Consider the following 15749-nt stretch of genomic DNA (forward strand, 5'->3'; position numbering starts at 1 on the left):
GTTTCAGGGCCGCTTTCGATTGTTTTGAGTCATGCCATCCGAAAACGGGACGAACCCGGTTTTCGATTGCACGTACCCCATGATGCCTCCCGGCAGCATGGAAGCAAAAAGGATCGCGATCAGTCCAAGGCCAGCCAGATACCACGCGCCATAATTGCCGAAAATCTCCTGAAGCAGGAAGAACACAACCGCGCCGACAATGGGACCGGCGAACGTTCCCAACCCGCCCACCAGAACCATGAACAGCATGAAGACGGTCCACTGGATGCCGAAATTGGTGCGCGGTTGGTAGGTGATGGTGTTGGCCAGCCAGATCATGCCGGCAATTGCACAACCGAACGCAGCGATCACGAAAAACACCTGCTTGACCCGCATTGCGTCGATGCCGATCGATTTTGCCGCCTCCTCATCATCGCGGATGGCCTTGGCGGAAAGCCCGATCTTGGAGCGCAGGAGGAAATAGGCCGCGACTAGCATTCCACTGACCGCGGCAAGCCCAAGCCAGTAGTTGAGATTGCGCCGGAACGTCGGATCGAAGCTGTTCATCGCCAGCAGCGAAATACCTGTTTCGCCCTGCACCAAAGGATCAAACATCACAGCGAGCCGCAGCACTTCCGCGAGCACCCACAAGGCGATGGCCAACTCGCCTCCTTTCAAGCGAAGGATGGCCGCTGAGATCGGTATCGCAACAATAGCGACACCCAGGGCACCGACAAAGAAGGCCCAATAGGGCGGCAATCCCGCTTCCACGAGCCTGACAGCGAAATAGCCTCCGAGCCCGAAGAAGGCCTGCTGGCCGACCGAGACGATGCCCGCATAGCCCGCCAGAAGGTTCCACATCACAGCAAGCAAAAGATAGACGAATAGCGTCGTCAGCTTGTCCACGGCCGCGTTGCCCGCAAAAAGCGGGACCGCGATCAACAAGGCAAGGATGGCAAATGCCGCGTAGGCCTCCCCCGGTATCGCAAGGCGCTCCCGGCGCTGTCCGATATCAGTCAGCATGTTTGCGCTCCCCCCTCGTTCTGAGCCTCAGTGCATCCGCGATGCGATCGAACCAGACCAGCACCCGCTCTCGCGTCGGTCCTGCACTGGACATTCGGATCGCAAGAACCACGAAGAATAGGAAGTGCCCCGCCAGTTGAAACCATTGCGCCGAAATCGACGCGCCCAGGCTCTGGGCGACGCCAAGCGCGATACCGCCAATCAGCGTCCCCCAAAGAGAGCCGATGCCGCCGATGATGACCGCCTGAAAGGCAAAGATCAGCTGCGCCGGCCCGGCATAGGGCGTCACCTGCGCCCGCATCGCAAGGAACATCCCGGCCAGTCCTGCCAGCATGAAGGCGATAGCGGTTGCCACGCGCTGGACTCGCCTCGCGTCCACCCCCTGAAGTTCGGCAGCCTCAGGGTCCGTCGAGGTCGCACGCATTGCCCGCCCGATCTTGGTAAAGGAAAGCATGACCTGCAGGCCGCCGAGCACGATGACTGCGGCGGCAAAGGTCAAGACCGGCAACACGCCAACATAGAGGCCGAACGGCAATTGCCATCCCGCCCAGGAGAGGTTTCCCATATAGTTGGCAAGCGACCTGGTCTCGGACCCGAAGATCCCCTGCATCCCGTTCTGAAGCACAGCTCCTAGTCCGAACGTTGCTAGCAGCGGCAACAGAAATCCGCCCTCCAAGGTCCGCGCAAACAGGAAGCGCTGCAGTCCCCAGCCTATGCCCGCCATGACCGGCAGGACGAGCGCAAACGCCCACCAGACAGGTAGTCCCAGAAAGGCAATAGCCGCCAGCGCCAGATAGGCGCCAAGCACGGCAAGGTCGCCATGCGCGAGGTTGATGAAACGGACAACCCCCAGCATGAGGGAAAGGCCCGCTGCGATAACGGCGTAGTAGCCGCCGAGCAAAACGCCCTGAACAATGGCCTCAAGCATGGGCATTGCTCCCCTTATGCAGGCCGAAATACGCCTGGCTCACCTCTTCGCGCGTCAGATCCTTGGGCTTACCTTCAAGAACGATTTTTCCTTCGAGCATACACACAAGCCGGTCGCAGAAACCCATCGCGCGGTCGAGATCCTGTTCCACCACAACCATTGCCGCCTCGCCGCCTAACTTCAGAGCAGCGAGAGTTTCGTAGACCGTATCGATGGCGGCAGGCGAAAGCCCGAGCGAAACCTCGTCAAGCAACAGCACCCTGGGTGCCGTCACCAATGCGCGCGCAATAGCGACCGCTTGCCTCTGGCCACCCGAAAGCCCTCCAGCAGGTTTGCCCAGAAGCGTGCGCACGACAGGCAACGCATCGAGCACCGCCCCGAACGTCTTCCGGCTCCGGCCGGTCTGCTCGCATGCTATCTGTATGTTCTCTCTCACCGTCATATTGGTGAAGAGCCTGCGTCCCTCGGGCACCATCGACAGCCCGAGATGGGGGCGCCCGTAGGCCGGAACGTCGGTTATGTCTATGCCCCCCAGAAACACAGCGCCCTCGGCGGGTCGATGCAATCCTGCGATAGTGCGGAAGAGTGTCGTTTTGCCAGCCCCGTTGGCGCCGACAACCGCCAGGACCTCACCGGGCTCGATTGTCAGAGATACCCCGTGTACAGCCGTAAGCAGTCCGTGGCGGGAGGTGATCGCTTCGACGGCCAATGCGCTCATTGGACACCCCGACCGAGATAGGTCTGTGCCACGGCCTTGTCCGCCATGACCGCTGCCGGCGCGCCTTCGGCGATGACCCGACCCTCGCTCATGCAGATGAGCCGATCGACGGACGCCACGAGAGCATGCAGCACATGTTCGATCCACACGATGGTCATGCCACTGCGCTTGAGCCGCGCGACGAGCTCCAGAAGTCCCTCTAGCTCGGCCTCGGTCAGCCCTCCGCCGATTTCATCGAGCAACAGCACCCTTGGGTTCATGGCCAGTGCCCGGGCCAGTTCGAGCCGTTTGCGATCGAGCAGCCCAAGCGTCTGCGTAGGCCTGGCGGCATGCTGCGCCAACTCGGTCTGCTCAAGCGCCGCTTCCGCTGCTGCCCATGCCGCCTCTCCTGAAAGACCGCCGCCATTCATCGCGGCAACAAGAACGTTCTCGATCACCGTCATGCCCAGAAAGGGGCGCGGAATCTGGTGCGTCCGTACGATGCCGTAGCGGCACCGCTGGCTTGCATCCATCGACGTCACATCCCGTCCTTCGAATGCAATGGAACCATCACTCGGCCTCAGTGCGCCTGCGAGGATGGCGAACAGCGTGGTCTTGCCCGCACCGTTCGGTCCCACCACACCAAGGGCCTCCCCGCGGCCGACGCTGATGTCGACCGCGGAAAGGGCCTGAAACCGGCCGAACGACTTGCGCAATCCCGCGCAAGAAAGAATGGCAGGCTCGCTCATTACCCTTGCACCGTATACGACGTCATCTGGCCCGTGACCGGCACGAAGGGGTGGTCCGCATTCGAGACGATGTTGAGATCGAACTCATAAGGCCCGCTTTCTGCCTTTACCCACTGCACGCCGACAAGCCCCGTCGTCGCGCAGTTGGCGACCGGCCCGCTGGTGAAATCGATCTCGCCGACCGCAGTGTCACACTTGAGCATCGACAAGGCGCTGGCCATGGCTGTCTTGTCCTTGGGATCGGACGCCGAAGCGATAGCGGCAACGGTAGCGTCGAGCAGCGAGGCATTGGCGCCCAATTGCTGGTTCCACTGCTTGCCGACGACACCTTCATGCGCCGCCGCAAGCATTTCGCAGGTGAGACCGGTGGAGCTGGAGGTAAACGGAAACAGCGGATGCCAATAGGCCCCAGCGTGCAGGCCATATCCGAGCGGGCCCAGCGCTTCTAGCTCGGCCGCGAACAGCCCGGCCTTCGCCATCTGGCAAACCTTGACCTGCTGGGCATAGCCCCGCTGTGCCGCCTGCCGCCAGAACACGGGGAAATCGGGCGGGAACGGGAAGCAGTTGAATATCTCGCAGTTTTCCGAACGGAACAGGTTGATCTGCTGGGTAAAGTCGGTGGTACCGTTCTCATAAGGACCAGCATCGATGATGGTAAAACCGGCAGCCTCGAGTTCGGGCAACAACATCATGCGGATCGCGTTGCCGTCCGCATCGTTGGGGGCAAGAATGCCGACGCGGCGATTGGTTTCGACCTGGCTCCACTGGTCGGCATAAAGCCGCGTGAAATTGCCTACGCCGAAACAGAAATGATAGGTCCAGCGGAAGGGCGAGGGCTCGCCCGGCCGAGCGCCACGCCCGAAATAAAAGGATTCCCAAGGCGCTGTGGTCGAAAGGCACGGCATGCCCGCGGCTTCGCACGCATCAGCAACCGGGTTGACGGTTTCGGGCGTCGATGAGGTGATGACCAGATCGAGGTTTTCCGAATTGATCATGTCGCGGGCAACCTGCGCCGCGCGTACCGGATCTGACTGCGTGTCGCCAAGAACCAATTGCAGCCCATAGCGGCGGTCGCCCGACTGTATACCGTCGGCAAGATGTCTGCCCACCTGTTCCACGAGGAAGCTGTCGCCCTCGCCGAATATCCCGAGTGGGCCAGACCGCGGCCCGATAAAGCCGACCCTTACGGTGCCATCTCCTTGCGCGAACGCGCTGCGCACCGTTGCCGGTACACTCAGGGCGGCCGCCCCGAGTGCTGCGCCCTTGAGCAGGTTGCGGCGTGTAAGGCCGTTACCCGCGTTTCGTACCAATTTGCTCATAGTGTTCCTCCCTTTTGAGCGTTGGCGATACCCTCGGCGAGACTCCTCCGGTCTCAGTGCCCGAGGGCGTGATTGGCGAAATTTGCAGCCTCGGCGATCGATGCCATACCCTCATCAAGCATCGGCGCGAAGAGTTGCCAGGAATGGACCATTCCATCCCAGACCTTGATTTCCACGGGCACCCCGGCCGCCTTGAGCCGCTCGGCCAGGATCAGGCTGTCGTCGCGCAGGCGTTCCCATGTGCCGACATGGATCAGCACAGGTGGCAGGCTGGAAAGGTCGCGATAGAGCGGGGTTACCGCCGCCGAACGAGGGTCGCGGTCTCCCACATGGATCGAGGTGTAAAGCCCAACAAGTTCGGGCGTTAAAAGCGGTGCGTCGGAAAGTGAAGTGTGCGAGTCGCCCTCATTGGCGAAGTCGAGCGCGGGCGACATCAGAACAAGCGCTGCAGGCCCTTTTCCACCGTCCCCGCATAGATCGAGCGTCGCTTGCAAGGCAATGTTGCCACCCGCTGAGTCCCCTGCGTAGACGATTTTTTCGGATCGATAACCCCTGTCCAGTGCCCAGTGGAACGCGGCGATCGCGTCGTTATAGGCCGCTGGTGCGGGATGCTCGGGTGCGAGCCGGTAATCCACCGCAAGTACCGAACAACCTGACCTGTCCGCCAGATGGGATGCTATCACCCGGTGAGAGCGTGCCGAGCCGAAGATGAAGCCGCCGCCGTGGAAATAGACGATCAGCCCATCTCCGCCGCCGCTTCCAGGGCGTATGAGATCGCCCTGCGCAGCGCCGAAGGACACGTGTTCGATCCCTATACCCTCAGCGATAGGTATCTGGGCATTGATGGCCTCGAACCAGGCCCTTAGATCATCGAGGCTTCCATTCTGGGGCGGCGGAAATTCCGCCCCTGCGGCTAGAACGGCGTGGAGTTGTTCCTTGGACATCGGATCCCTCGTTCAGATGTAGACGGCGGCCAACCCGCCATCGATCGGCAGGTTGATCCCGTTGATCCAGCGGGCATCGTCCGAGCAGAGAAACGCGACGGCTGGCGCGATTTCATCGGCAAAGGCAGGGCGCTTCATCAGCGCGGCATCGGCCTGTACGCGTTCCTCACCGAGCATGGTGACGAAATCGCCGAGGATCGGCGTGAACACCGGACCGGGCGCTACGGCATTCATACGAATGTCGCGCTCCATGAACAGGCTTTTCGAGCGCATAAACGTCCAAACGATCAGTGCTTCCTTGAAATACTGGTAACAGGTCTCCTGCGGGACAGGGTTCCTCGCTAGCCACGCGAGGCCCTGGGCGAAATCCGTGGTGCCCGCCAGTGCCTTGTGTGCATCGAGCCGCGCCTGCCAATCGCCACCCAGGATAGAGGCAAAGTTGACGACGGAGCCGCCAGCGGGCAATCGGTCGATCAGCTTTTCGGTGAAGTGGCGCAGGCCGAGATAATTGACGCGGGCGACGATGTCCTTGTCCACCGTACCCGGCACACCGGCCGCATTGACCAGCGCATCGAAACGATCGGGCAAGCTCCCAAGCGCCGCATCGATCGTTTCCGGGCTCGAAAGGTCGGCCTTCACGAACCCATCGAGCGTAATCATGGGGTCGTTACGGTCCACCCCGATGACCTTTGCGCCATGGAAACGGGCAAACCGAACGACTTCTCCGCCGATGCCTGACGACGCGCCGGTGACGATAATGGTCTTGTTATTGAGATTCATGGATAGGCTCCACACCGTGGGTTGTTTCAAGAGGAAAAGTGCCCGCTCCCGGGGAGAAAGGATGAACGGGAGCGGGCCTCCCAGGGGAGATCAGAATGGATAGGCGGTCGCTTCGGGCTTGATCGAAATCCACTTCCACTGCGTGAATTCCTCAAGATCGGCCGGCCCGCCGATCCGCGTGCCATTGCCGGATTTGCCCCGCCCGCCGAATGGCGCAAACGGCCCGCCATTGACGGTCTGGTCGTTGATGTGGAGCTGGCCGACATTGAGCTGATCGCCAATAGCCATGGCGCGGCCGACATCGCGGGACAGGATACCGGCGGCCAGCCCGTAATCGGACATGTTGGCGAGTTCAACGGCTTCACCGTCATCGGCAAAACCCGCGATGCAGGCGACAGGACCGAAGATTTCCTCCTCGAAGGCCCGCATACCGGGCTTTACGTCCTTGAGCACCGTGGCCTTGTAGAAGAGCCCGTCATGGGTCCCCCCCGCCATGAGCGTAGCCCCCTTGGCCACGGCGTCATCGACGATGGCCTGGATGATCTCCACCTGATTGCTGGAAATGATCGGCCCGAGCGCCACCTGGCCGCTCGCCGGGTCGCCAACCGGCAGATGCTGCGCCTTCACAGCGATCTTTTCTGCCAGCGCATCGACAATGGAATTGTGCGCGAAAACCAGGCCGGTCGCCATGCAGATCTGGCCCTGGTGCAGGAAGGCACCCCAGGCAGCGTTGGAGGCAGCCACATCGAGATCCGCGTCCTCGAGGACAACGAGCGCATTCTTGCCGCCCAATTCGAGCTGGACCTTCTTGAGGTGCTTCCCGCACAACTCACCGACGCGCTGGCCACCACGGGCTGAGCCGGTGAACGAGACCATAGCGATATCGGGGTCGGTGCAGATCGCCTCTCCGGGCTCGGCACCGCCGGGGATGATCTGCAGGACATCCCTGGGCAGCCCGGCTTCCTCAAAGATGCGCGCAATGATGACGCCCCCTGCTATCGGCGTCCGCGGATCGGGCTTGTGCACCACCGCATTGCCGACAGCCAGCGCCGCGCCGATTGCCCTGACGGACAGGACGAGCGGGAAGTTGAAAGGCGATATGACACCCACGACGCCGTGCGGCACCCGCTTGGCATAGTTGGTGCGATTGTCGAAGCCGGCCAGCATAATACCGGTGGGTTGAGTCGCCAGCGTCGCAGCATGGCGAAGGAAGAGCGCTCCATGTTCGATCTCGATACCTGCCTTGGGCTGGATCGATCCACTCTCGCGCATGATCCACGGGATCAGTTCCGCTCCGTTCTGCTCGAGAATGTCAGCAGCCTTGTTCAGAATCTTCGCGCGCTCGGTGGGCAAGGTCTTCGCCCAGGCAACCTGTGCCCCCTTCGCAGCCTTGGCAGCCGCCCGGATGTCGGCAGCCCCTCCCACCCCGACCGTTGCAACCACGGCCTGCGTCGACGGATCACGAACTTCGAGCGTGCCGCCAGCGCTTGCTGTCCAGTCCCCAATAAGGATCTTTCCCTGCCAATTCTCGACGGCGATGAAATTTGCATTTTGGACGTTCATATTCCCGTTCCTCATCCCTTTTCCGTTAAGCCGGGGAGATTTCGGGCAAGGCACATCCGTTGGCGCGAAAGCACTTTTACGTGCTGCACCATGCTCCCGTTCAAGGAACTCCAAGAAAATTCCTCCCGCGCACTCCTCCTCCGGCTTGCGCACCGAGAGCTAACGCAAACGCCGTGCCAAGCTGGGGATCTCCGCAGGTTAACGCCTTTATTTCAATGGCTTGTAGCAGTGGGCACTGCGGCGACGGGCGCGATGGGCAAAGGCTGAGTTTCATTATATAATGATATTAATTATTATATTTCAGCAAATGATGAAGTCCATGAAGAATCGCATTTCTCTCGCAGAAGCCTCCCGCCGGGCGCAGGGCATTCTTGCCCGCGGCGCAAGTAGTGAATTGGAAACCGGTGCCCCGCCTACGCTTGCGGATCTCACCGAGGCCCTGCACTTCGCGCTCGGCGATGGACGCATCTGGCTCAACGACCAACGCATGCTCCTGATCCAGTCTGTGGTCTTGGGACGCATCCGGGCGGAAATCATCGACGCCTTCGGCATGGAAACGGCGCGCGCCATGTTCATGCGCATCGGCTATTTCGAGGGGATGCGCCTTGCCGAGCTCATCCAGAAGCGGTGGCCAGAAGAAGATCTGACCCATGCTCTTGCAGCCGGCCCGCGTGTCCATACGCTCGAAGGATTCGTCAAGGTCACAACCAAGCACTTCGAATTCGATCGCGATCGGGGAACCTATTGGGGCGAATTTTTCTGGGACGACTCTTCGGAAGCCGGCGAGCACCTCGCCAATTACGGCGTCTCGACCGAACCGGTTTGCTGGCTCCAAACCGGCGTGCCATCCGGCTATACGACACGTCTTTTCGGCAAACCGGTGATCTTCCGCGAAGTCGAGTGCATGGGAATGGGCGCGAGCCGATGCCGCGTGATCGGCAAGAATGCCGAGGCTTGGGAAGACGATGCGCCCGAACTTGAATGGCTGGGGCTCAAGTGGCGCAGCCATCCTGTGCGCACCAAGCCCGCCCGGCGCGCCGAACCCGAAGTTCCGGAACCTGCGGTTGGCGACAGCGTCGCCGTGGGCACCTCCGCCGCCTTTGTCCGCACCCGCCACCTGCTCGAAAAAGTCGCCGCGACAGATGCCACGGTGTTGTTCTCGGGCGAGTCCGGTGTGGGAAAGGAGATGTTCTCGAGCCAACTCCATGAAATGAGCGCCCGCGCCAACGGGCCGTTCATTGCCATCAACTGCGCGGCCATACCCGAGAACCTCGTGGAATCCGAACTGTTTGGGGTCGAGAAGGGCGCGTTTACCGGCGCCGTGAGTTCGCGCGCCGGCTATTTCGAACGCGCCTCGGGCGGCACGCTTTTTCTCGATGAAATCGCCTCACTCGGTTATGCCGCGCAGGGCAAGCTGTTGCGCGCCGTGCAGGAGCGCAAGATCGAACGGGTGGGCGGCGCACGCGTGATCCCGGTGGATGTGCGCATCGTTGCCGCCTCCAACGTCGATCTTGCCAAAGAAGTTCAGGCTGGACGCTTCCGCGAGGATCTTTATTTCAGGCTTTGCGTGTTCCCCATCGCCATTCCACCCCTGCGCGAGCGCCGGGACGATATCCCGCTTCTGATGGCACATTTCCTCAAGCTCTACTGCGAACGCCACCGCAAGAACCTGCTCGGTTTCTCGCGAAGGGCCACGGGCGCCCTTCTGCGCTACGACTATCCCGGCAACATCCGCGAGTTGCAGAATCTCGTCGAGCGCGGCGTGGTCTATGCCGACGACAGCAGCATGATCGATGTAATCCATCTCTTCATTGGCGCAGAACCCATGTCGCCGTTCACCGTGACCCTTTCCCACGAGGGGCGGTTGGCCACCGAGCCCATGGCCCCCGCACTCGATCAATCCGGCGACACCGATTTCTCGGCAATTGAAAAAAAGGCCTATCTCGGTGCGCTGGAGCGGCACGGAAACAACATATCGGCCGCGGCCCGAAGCCTCAAATTGAGCCGCGCCGCATTTGAATACCGGTTGAAAAAACTGGGGCTGATGCCGGGACGATCCGAGCGGTAGACCTTGCCCCCGCATGGCGCCTACATCTTCCGAAGGAACGCTGCGCTTCTCGTCTGACCCTTTGGCCGGGTGTTTCGATAACCGCGCCCCGGACGGGTATCGTCAACCTAGACCGGCCCTTGGCATAAGTGTCTGGATCGCCATGAAGCGCGAGTAGTTCTTCCGTGCGGGCGGCGACCATGCCGTTTCCGCAACGGCCGACAACCGAGGATAGACAAGATGATCGAACAGCTTGCGGTCGCAGAGGTTTTCGCTCCACAGGCATGACTGAACGCCCCAGAGCCTGCCTCGCGCAGCTTCGGGCCAATCGCCCGCAGGGTCGAAACCGTAACAGGCTTCCAGCGTCACGACGCCCGCCCAACTTGCGCCGGGTTCCCACCAATCGGCAGACTGTGCCATGTCGAAATAGGTATGCTCAGCCGGCGCCAAAACGACGTCGTATCCCCATTCGGCAAGCTGGCGCCCACTCTCGGATTTCTTCCACGCCACGAGATAGGCGCCGTCAGCTTCAATTCCTCCACCAAGGGCCCCCTCCTCCCACGCTCCGGCGATCTTGCCATGTCGCGCGAGAAGCGACTGGACGCGCTTGAGAAAATAGGACTGCAATTGATGACTACCTTGCAGCCCCTCGACTTTCTCCATCGCCCGAGCGCGCGGCGACCCGGTCCAGGCCTCCTCGGGAACCTCATCCCCACCGATATGGATCCATTTGGAGGGAAAGAGCCTAACGAGCGTCTCGATAACGGCTTCCAGAAACACGTAGGTCTCCTCCACCGCGGGATTGAGAGCGTTGTTGGGGAAGTACTGGATAGAGCGATAAAGTTCATTTTCCCCCGGATCGCGCAATTGCGGCAGAGCCTGCAGCACGCAATAACAATGACCGGGAATGTCGATTTCCGGCACGATATCGATCCCGAGACCCAGCCCGTGATCGACAAGTTCGGAAATGTCCGCAGCGCGATAGACGATGCCATGGCGCGCAAATGGCGTGCCCAGGAGTGGGGGCAGGATTTCCCCCGGCCCGCGCCACGCCGCTTTTTCCGCCAGTCCGGGATAAGCCGGGATATCGAGGCGCCAGGCCTCATCGTCATTGAGATGGATATGGAAACGATTGAGCTTGTTCCAAGCCATCGTGTCGAGAAAGGCCTTGAGTTCCGCGATCATATAGACCTGCCGGGCGACATCGAGATGCGAGCCGCGCCAGCCGAACCGTGGCGCGTCCGAGATCGTTCCCCGTGCCGGAAAAACGAAATCCTCCGGATGCTGCCGCGCCCCGCGCAGCATCTGGGCCAATGAGATAAGCCCATACCGGAAACCGGCCATATCGGCCGCCGAAAGGGTCACCGCATCGGGTTGGAAAGCAATCAAATACCCGGCTTCCCGGATTGCGCTGTCGGCGACGCAGGTGATGGCTATCCCTTCGGAGCCAAAAAGCGCCTCGCCGGGAAACAGCCTTTCCGCCAGCGCCGACACTGCCGTGAAAGCCGCACTCGCCTCATCGGTGGCCGACTCCAGCATCAAAACTCGGTCCACCGCGCGGCGGCCATGGACATCGACATGCTCGGGACAGGGAATGACGCTTATGGGAGCCTCGCCACTCGGCAATTGACCGCGCGCCGGGGCGGCCATGACCGGGTCTCCCCGTTCGCCGCGCAAGGTCATCGGCGTAATCTCGGGGCCGATCTTTGTGCCATCCTTGAGCGTAATGACCGCCGATTTGGGGCCATAGGTGTAATGGCGCAATGTGTGGCTGATCTCGGTCGCGGTGATAGTCCACGACGCTCCCGGAGCCAGTACAAATCCCTCCTCGGGTGCCAGCTTGTGATAATTTGAAAGTTGCTCGATCAGTCTCGCGCCTTCGATTTGACTCCCGGGTTTGATGCGGAAAAGTGAAGTCACTTCAAGCACAAAATCGGAGACCGGCGAGGCTCCGGTATTGGTCAGGACCAATTGCAGCCGGCCATGCGCGGCGGCATCAGGATTGCAGTCGGAATCGAGGCGGAAGGCGTAGGTGGACATATTGGATTTCCGTCAGTTTTAGGTGAAGCAGGCAAAAATCCGCCTGCGGCCGGGGCAAGCCCCGCGTGGAAAACGGCGAGAGGCCGACATCAGGTCCGGGGAAGTGTTACGTCAGTGGTTTCGGTCTTTGGCCGCGGCAGGATGTTTTCCCGAACGTAATCGCGCAGCCGCGTGGCCGTGGACTTGAGTTCGGCGTGAAGTGCAGCAATCTCAGGATCGGTGAGCCTGGCTTCGGTCTCCGAGAGCGCGAACTCCGCCGTCTGGATCACGTCCCGCCAGCGAGGATTGGCAGGCAGCGTTTCAATGAGCAGGTATTTGTCGAAGGTTCGCGCCTGGAGCGACGAACGGTCGAGGTTGACGCGCCAGACGCCACTCAGTTCCGCAAAATCGAACTTCGATTTCCCTGTCACACGCCGCCAGAGCGCGAGACTCTGGGTAACAACGCTGACGATGGTCTCGCGATAATATTGACGGCCTGACGGATCGGCGTCCTCGGTGATTGCGGCTGGGACGGGCGGTTTGGCGCCGCTCTCGATCAGCGCGGAGCCGACAGTGTCGATGACGCCCTGAACCGACCGCACGAGCTGATCGCTCGCCCTGCGCGTTTCGTCGGTATCGGGCGCGACGATCAGCGCGATACCGCCCCCGGCATCGGCCTCGAGTTCGAAAGCGTTGAGGAGAAACGTGCGGGAAGCATGACCGAGAGGCACGTCCTCCAGCGTCGCACGGCCTTCGCTGGCAACGGTGCGCGTCATCGCATCCGCTACCGTCGGCGTCAGTATATCGGTCAAGACGGTCGCGCCGGCCTCGATGACGCGCCCGGCATAAACCGCAGCTGCCTGATTGGCATAGGTCACGCGCCACGCCTCATTGACACAGACGAGCCCCGCCCCAAGCGCGTCGAGCAGCCGCGTCATCCGCTGCTGGGAAAGCCGCAAGGCATCTTCCACCTGTACGCGGCGTTCGATCTCGTGCTTGAGCTCGACATTCTCCCGCGCCGCGCCGCGCGCGCGACCGGCTTCGAGCAGCGTGGCGATACGGGCCAGGAGTTCGTCCTTGACGAAAGGCTTGACCACGTAATCATTGGCCCCGTGCTCGAAACCGGCAATCACGTCGCGGGTACGCGACCGCGCCGTGACCATGATGATCGGCAAATCGAGCAATCCATAACGGTCCCGCAAACGTTTCGCGACCTCCAGCCCACCCATCTGCGGCATCATAACGTCGAGCACGATGAGATCGGGCTTTTTCTTTTCCACCATTGCCAGCGCATCGAGACCGCTTTCAGCCGACCGGACCGCGTAACCCTGCGGAACCAGAACATTGCGCAGAACCTGAATATTGATCGGCTCGTCGTCGACCACGAGGATGAGTGGGGCATCGTCCGGCGACGGCCCGTAATTTTCCGCTGCATCGGCAAAGAGCATGCCGATCGACTCTCGGATTCCCTCGGTCCGGTCGCCGTGCGTCATCATCTCGGCCTCGATGAGCGCTCCCTCCGCGACCGGAATTTCCAGAACGAACCGCGAGCCTTCTCCGACATTCGACTGCGCCGAAAGACGACCGTTCATGACGGTCGCAAGCTGCCGCGCGATGGTCAGGCCCAACCCTGCACCCCCGGGGGTATGGACAATCTCAGCGGCATCCCCACGCTCCAGCGGCTGGAAAATGCGTTCGAGATTTTCCGGCGCGATTCCGATCCCGGTATCGATCACGGCGACCGATACGATATCTCCCGCCCGCCAGGCCTTCATGGTGATCGAACCCTGATCGGTATATTTGATGGCGTTGCCCAGAAGATTGTAGAGGATTTGCTCGAACCGCACGGGGTCGGCCATCACGTAAGGCAGCGTCTCGGGGATATCGACGTCGAGCTTTACCGGCTCGCTCCGCACCAGCGGCTCGGAAAGGTGAAGGACGTTGCGAATCGAAGTCGCCACATGCACCGGGTGAATATCGAGCCGCATCCGCCCCTGCCGGATCCGGTAGAGATCGAGCAGGTCGTCGACCAGCCGGGATAGCCGCCTGGCCGAGAAGATAATGAGTTCGAGCTGGCTGCGCTGGGCCGGGGTGACGTCTCCAACCGCCCCCGCCGACAGGGTTTCCGAAATACCGATGATGCCGTTGAGCGGCGTGCGCAGTTCGTGGCTCGTGTTGGCGACGAACGTATCCTTGAGCCGGTCGGCTTCCTCGAGCGCGGCGTTCTTTTCCTCAATGAGCTTGAGATGTCGCTCGAGCTCCACATTCTTCTGCCCGATCAGACCCAATTGCCCGCGGATCGCATCGCGCATCCGCTTGAAGCTCTCATTGAGCCGGCCAAGCTCGGTCGGGCGTTCGATGTTAGGCATGGTCCTGTCGAGATCGCCGGCGGCAATCGACTCTGCCACTTCGGTCAGTGTCTGGAGTGGCGCGGTCATGGTGCGCGAAAGCATGAACGCCAGCCAGAACAGGACGGGTAGCGCGACGGCGGCGATGATAAGCACGAACTGCGTCAGCGCTTCGGCCTTGGCGAATGCGATCCGCGTCGGCACTTCGGCAATGAGCTTCCATTCGAGATCGTGAAAGCCGACGGGCGTCCAGGCCGCCAGCGCGGCCCCGTCGGTCAACCCGTTGGAAATCAGCGCGGTCTCCATCCGCCCTTCCGCGAAATCGCTGGCATCCACGTGCTGACCGATGCCAAGCGGCATCGTTTCGGGGGCCGACACCAGCGCATCTTGGCTGCTGACAAGAAAAAAGCTGCCGCTCTGCTCATCCTGGGTCTGGACGATTGCGTCCAAACCTCGCCCCGGCAGCCTGAAAATTGCAGCCCCCCGCGGACGCTGGTAAAACTCGACCCTCACCGCGACATAGGCAGCGTAAACCCCAGTGAGCGGGTCGAAAGCGAAGTCGGCGACGGCAATGGTCCCCTCGTTCGCAAGCAGTCGTTTGTTGAGCGCTCCCAGCACCGTATTGCCCAGCGTGTCGGTAACGTCTCCGCCGAGGTAGAGATCCTTTTCGACTGAGTAGACTACCCGACCATCCGTATTGATGAGGTAGAGATTGTCGAATTCGGCCGAACGTACAAAGCTCGAATATTCTTCGTGAAAGCGCTGATGGGCATTGGAGTATTCGAGCGCGTTGCGGAGCAACGCGTCCCTGTCCATCGTCAGCGGCCCAGCATCTGGCGCTGGCTCTCCCCCGATTCCGAAGATGCGTTGGAGCACCGATCGGGCCTGATCGGCGTCCTCGTCGATCTGACGGAAAGCGTAGGAAAAGCCATAAAAATCGCCGATCGAATACCGGACGGCATTCGATTTCGTCAGTGCCTCGGCTTGGCGGAAGGCGAAGGTCAGATACTGCTCAATTTCGGACCGCTTTGCGTCCCGCACGAAAGCAAGCTTGGCTGTGGTTTCTTCCGCGACATTGGTGTTGAGGATCGAAAAGAAGACGTATGCTGTAAGGACCAGCGGCAGCGTCGTGATGCAAATGAGTATGACAAAGAGACGTCCGCGAAAGCCGGATGGCGCAAGGCCGGTTGGCAGCATGGTTCCCGTTCCTCCCCAGCCACGCCCTGGTCTCCGGCGACAATGGCGCTGGACAGAGACAAGGACAAGCGACGCGCAGCCACGCTGCGACACACGGTATTCATATTCACGGCGCAGAATTCATAAAGCCATCCCCGCCCGATATTTCGATTTTGA

At 61.2% G+C, this 15749-nt stretch carries 11 protein-coding genes; 1 reads left to right on the forward strand and 10 read right to left on the reverse strand.

The window, feature by feature from the left end; translation table 11 throughout:
- Positions 1 to 3: 3 nt before the first annotated feature.
- The 8 genes from I2G20_RS02355 to I2G20_RS02390 form a co-directional block, all read right to left on the reverse strand.
- A complete protein-coding gene (locus I2G20_RS02355; protein WP_196258059.1) occupies positions 4 to 1002 on the reverse strand; it encodes a branched-chain amino acid ABC transporter permease in 999 nt (332 codons plus the stop codon).
- On the reverse strand, positions 992 to 1930 hold the full coding sequence (locus I2G20_RS02360; RefSeq protein ID WP_196258060.1) for a branched-chain amino acid ABC transporter permease: 939 nt from the start codon (positions 1928 to 1930) through the stop codon (positions 992 to 994). The genes I2G20_RS02355 and I2G20_RS02360 overlap by 11 nt, the downstream gene beginning before the upstream one ends.
- A complete protein-coding gene (locus tag I2G20_RS02365; protein ID WP_196258061.1) occupies positions 1923 to 2648 on the reverse strand; it encodes an ABC transporter ATP-binding protein in 726 nt (241 codons plus the stop codon). The genes I2G20_RS02360 and I2G20_RS02365 overlap by 8 nt, the downstream gene beginning before the upstream one ends.
- Positions 2645 to 3376, reverse strand: coding sequence for an ABC transporter ATP-binding protein (locus I2G20_RS02370; protein ID WP_196258062.1), 732 nt, complete (start codon positions 3374 to 3376; stop codon positions 2645 to 2647). The genes I2G20_RS02365 and I2G20_RS02370 overlap by 4 nt, the downstream gene beginning before the upstream one ends.
- On the reverse strand, positions 3376 to 4695 hold the full coding sequence (locus I2G20_RS02375; RefSeq protein ID WP_196258063.1) for an ABC transporter substrate-binding protein: 1320 nt from the start codon (positions 4693 to 4695) through the stop codon (positions 3376 to 3378). Before I2G20_RS02375 ends, I2G20_RS02370 begins: the two co-directional genes overlap by 1 nt.
- Positions 4696 to 4748: 53 nt before the next feature.
- Positions 4749 to 5639 carry an alpha/beta hydrolase gene (locus I2G20_RS02380; RefSeq protein ID WP_196258064.1) on the reverse strand — a complete coding sequence of 297 codons (891 nt, stop codon included), beginning with the start codon at positions 5637 to 5639 and terminating at the stop codon, positions 4749 to 4751.
- 12 nt (positions 5640 to 5651) lie between these two features.
- Positions 5652 to 6419 carry a coniferyl-alcohol dehydrogenase gene (locus tag I2G20_RS02385; protein WP_196258065.1) on the reverse strand — a complete coding sequence of 256 codons (768 nt, stop codon included), beginning with the start codon at positions 6417 to 6419 and terminating at the stop codon, positions 5652 to 5654.
- A gap of 90 nt (positions 6420 to 6509) precedes the next feature.
- A complete protein-coding gene (locus tag I2G20_RS02390; protein WP_196258066.1) occupies positions 6510 to 7982 on the reverse strand; it encodes a benzaldehyde dehydrogenase in 1473 nt (490 codons plus the stop codon).
- A gap of 319 nt (positions 7983 to 8301) precedes the next feature.
- Between I2G20_RS02390 and I2G20_RS02395 the strand changes: the two genes are divergently transcribed.
- Positions 8302 to 10050 carry a sigma-54-dependent Fis family transcriptional regulator gene (locus I2G20_RS02395; RefSeq protein ID WP_246472760.1) on the forward strand — a complete coding sequence of 583 codons (1749 nt, stop codon included), beginning with the start codon at positions 8302 to 8304 and terminating at the stop codon, positions 10048 to 10050.
- A gap of 102 nt (positions 10051 to 10152) precedes the next feature.
- Here the strand turns inward: I2G20_RS02395 and I2G20_RS02400 are convergent, their stop codons facing one another.
- On the reverse strand, positions 10153 to 12069 hold the full coding sequence (locus I2G20_RS02400) for a beta-N-acetylhexosaminidase (RefSeq protein WP_196258068.1): 1917 nt from the start codon (positions 12067 to 12069) through the stop codon (positions 10153 to 10155).
- A gap of 89 nt (positions 12070 to 12158) precedes the next feature.
- A complete protein-coding gene (locus I2G20_RS02405; RefSeq protein WP_196258069.1) occupies positions 12159 to 15593 on the reverse strand; it encodes a hybrid sensor histidine kinase/response regulator in 3435 nt (1144 codons plus the stop codon).
- Between the last annotated feature and the right edge of the window lie 156 nt (positions 15594 to 15749).

This window comes from Pelagibacterium limicola, assembly GCF_015694405.1.
In the GTDB taxonomy this organism is placed as follows: Bacteria; Pseudomonadota; Alphaproteobacteria; order Rhizobiales; family Devosiaceae; genus Pelagibacterium; species Pelagibacterium limicola.

Excerpts from the sequence above, each read along its gene's own strand:
- I2G20_RS02395 (WP_246472760.1), top strand. The coding sequence starts at position 8,302 with ATGAAGAATCGCATTTCTCTCGCAGAAGCCTCCCGCCGGGCGCAGGGC.
- I2G20_RS02400 (WP_196258068.1), bottom strand. The coding sequence starts at position 12,069 with ATGTCCACCTACGCCTTCCGCCTCGATTCCGACTGCAATCCTGATGCC.
- I2G20_RS02375 (WP_196258063.1), bottom strand. The coding sequence starts at position 4,695 with ATGAGCAAATTGGTACGAAACGCGGGTAACGGCCTTACACGCCGCAAC.
- I2G20_RS02390 (WP_196258066.1), bottom strand. The coding sequence starts at position 7,982 with ATGAACGTCCAAAATGCAAATTTCATCGCCGTCGAGAATTGGCAGGGA.
- I2G20_RS02380 (WP_196258064.1), bottom strand. The coding sequence starts at position 5,639 with ATGTCCAAGGAACAACTCCACGCCGTTCTAGCCGCAGGGGCGGAATTT.
- I2G20_RS02355 (WP_196258059.1), bottom strand. The coding sequence starts at position 1,002 with ATGCTGACTGATATCGGACAGCGCCGGGAGCGCCTTGCGATACCGGGG.
- I2G20_RS02360 (WP_196258060.1), bottom strand. The coding sequence starts at position 1,930 with ATGCTTGAGGCCATTGTTCAGGGCGTTTTGCTCGGCGGCTACTACGCC.
- I2G20_RS02365 (WP_196258061.1), bottom strand. The coding sequence starts at position 2,648 with ATGAGCGCATTGGCCGTCGAAGCGATCACCTCCCGCCACGGACTGCTT.
- I2G20_RS02405 (WP_196258069.1), bottom strand. The coding sequence starts at position 15,593 with ATGCTGCCAACCGGCCTTGCGCCATCCGGCTTTCGCGGACGTCTCTTT.
- I2G20_RS02370 (WP_196258062.1), bottom strand. The coding sequence starts at position 3,376 with ATGAGCGAGCCTGCCATTCTTTCTTGCGCGGGATTGCGCAAGTCGTTC.
- I2G20_RS02385 (WP_196258065.1), bottom strand. The coding sequence starts at position 6,419 with ATGAATCTCAATAACAAGACCATTATCGTCACCGGCGCGTCGTCAGGC.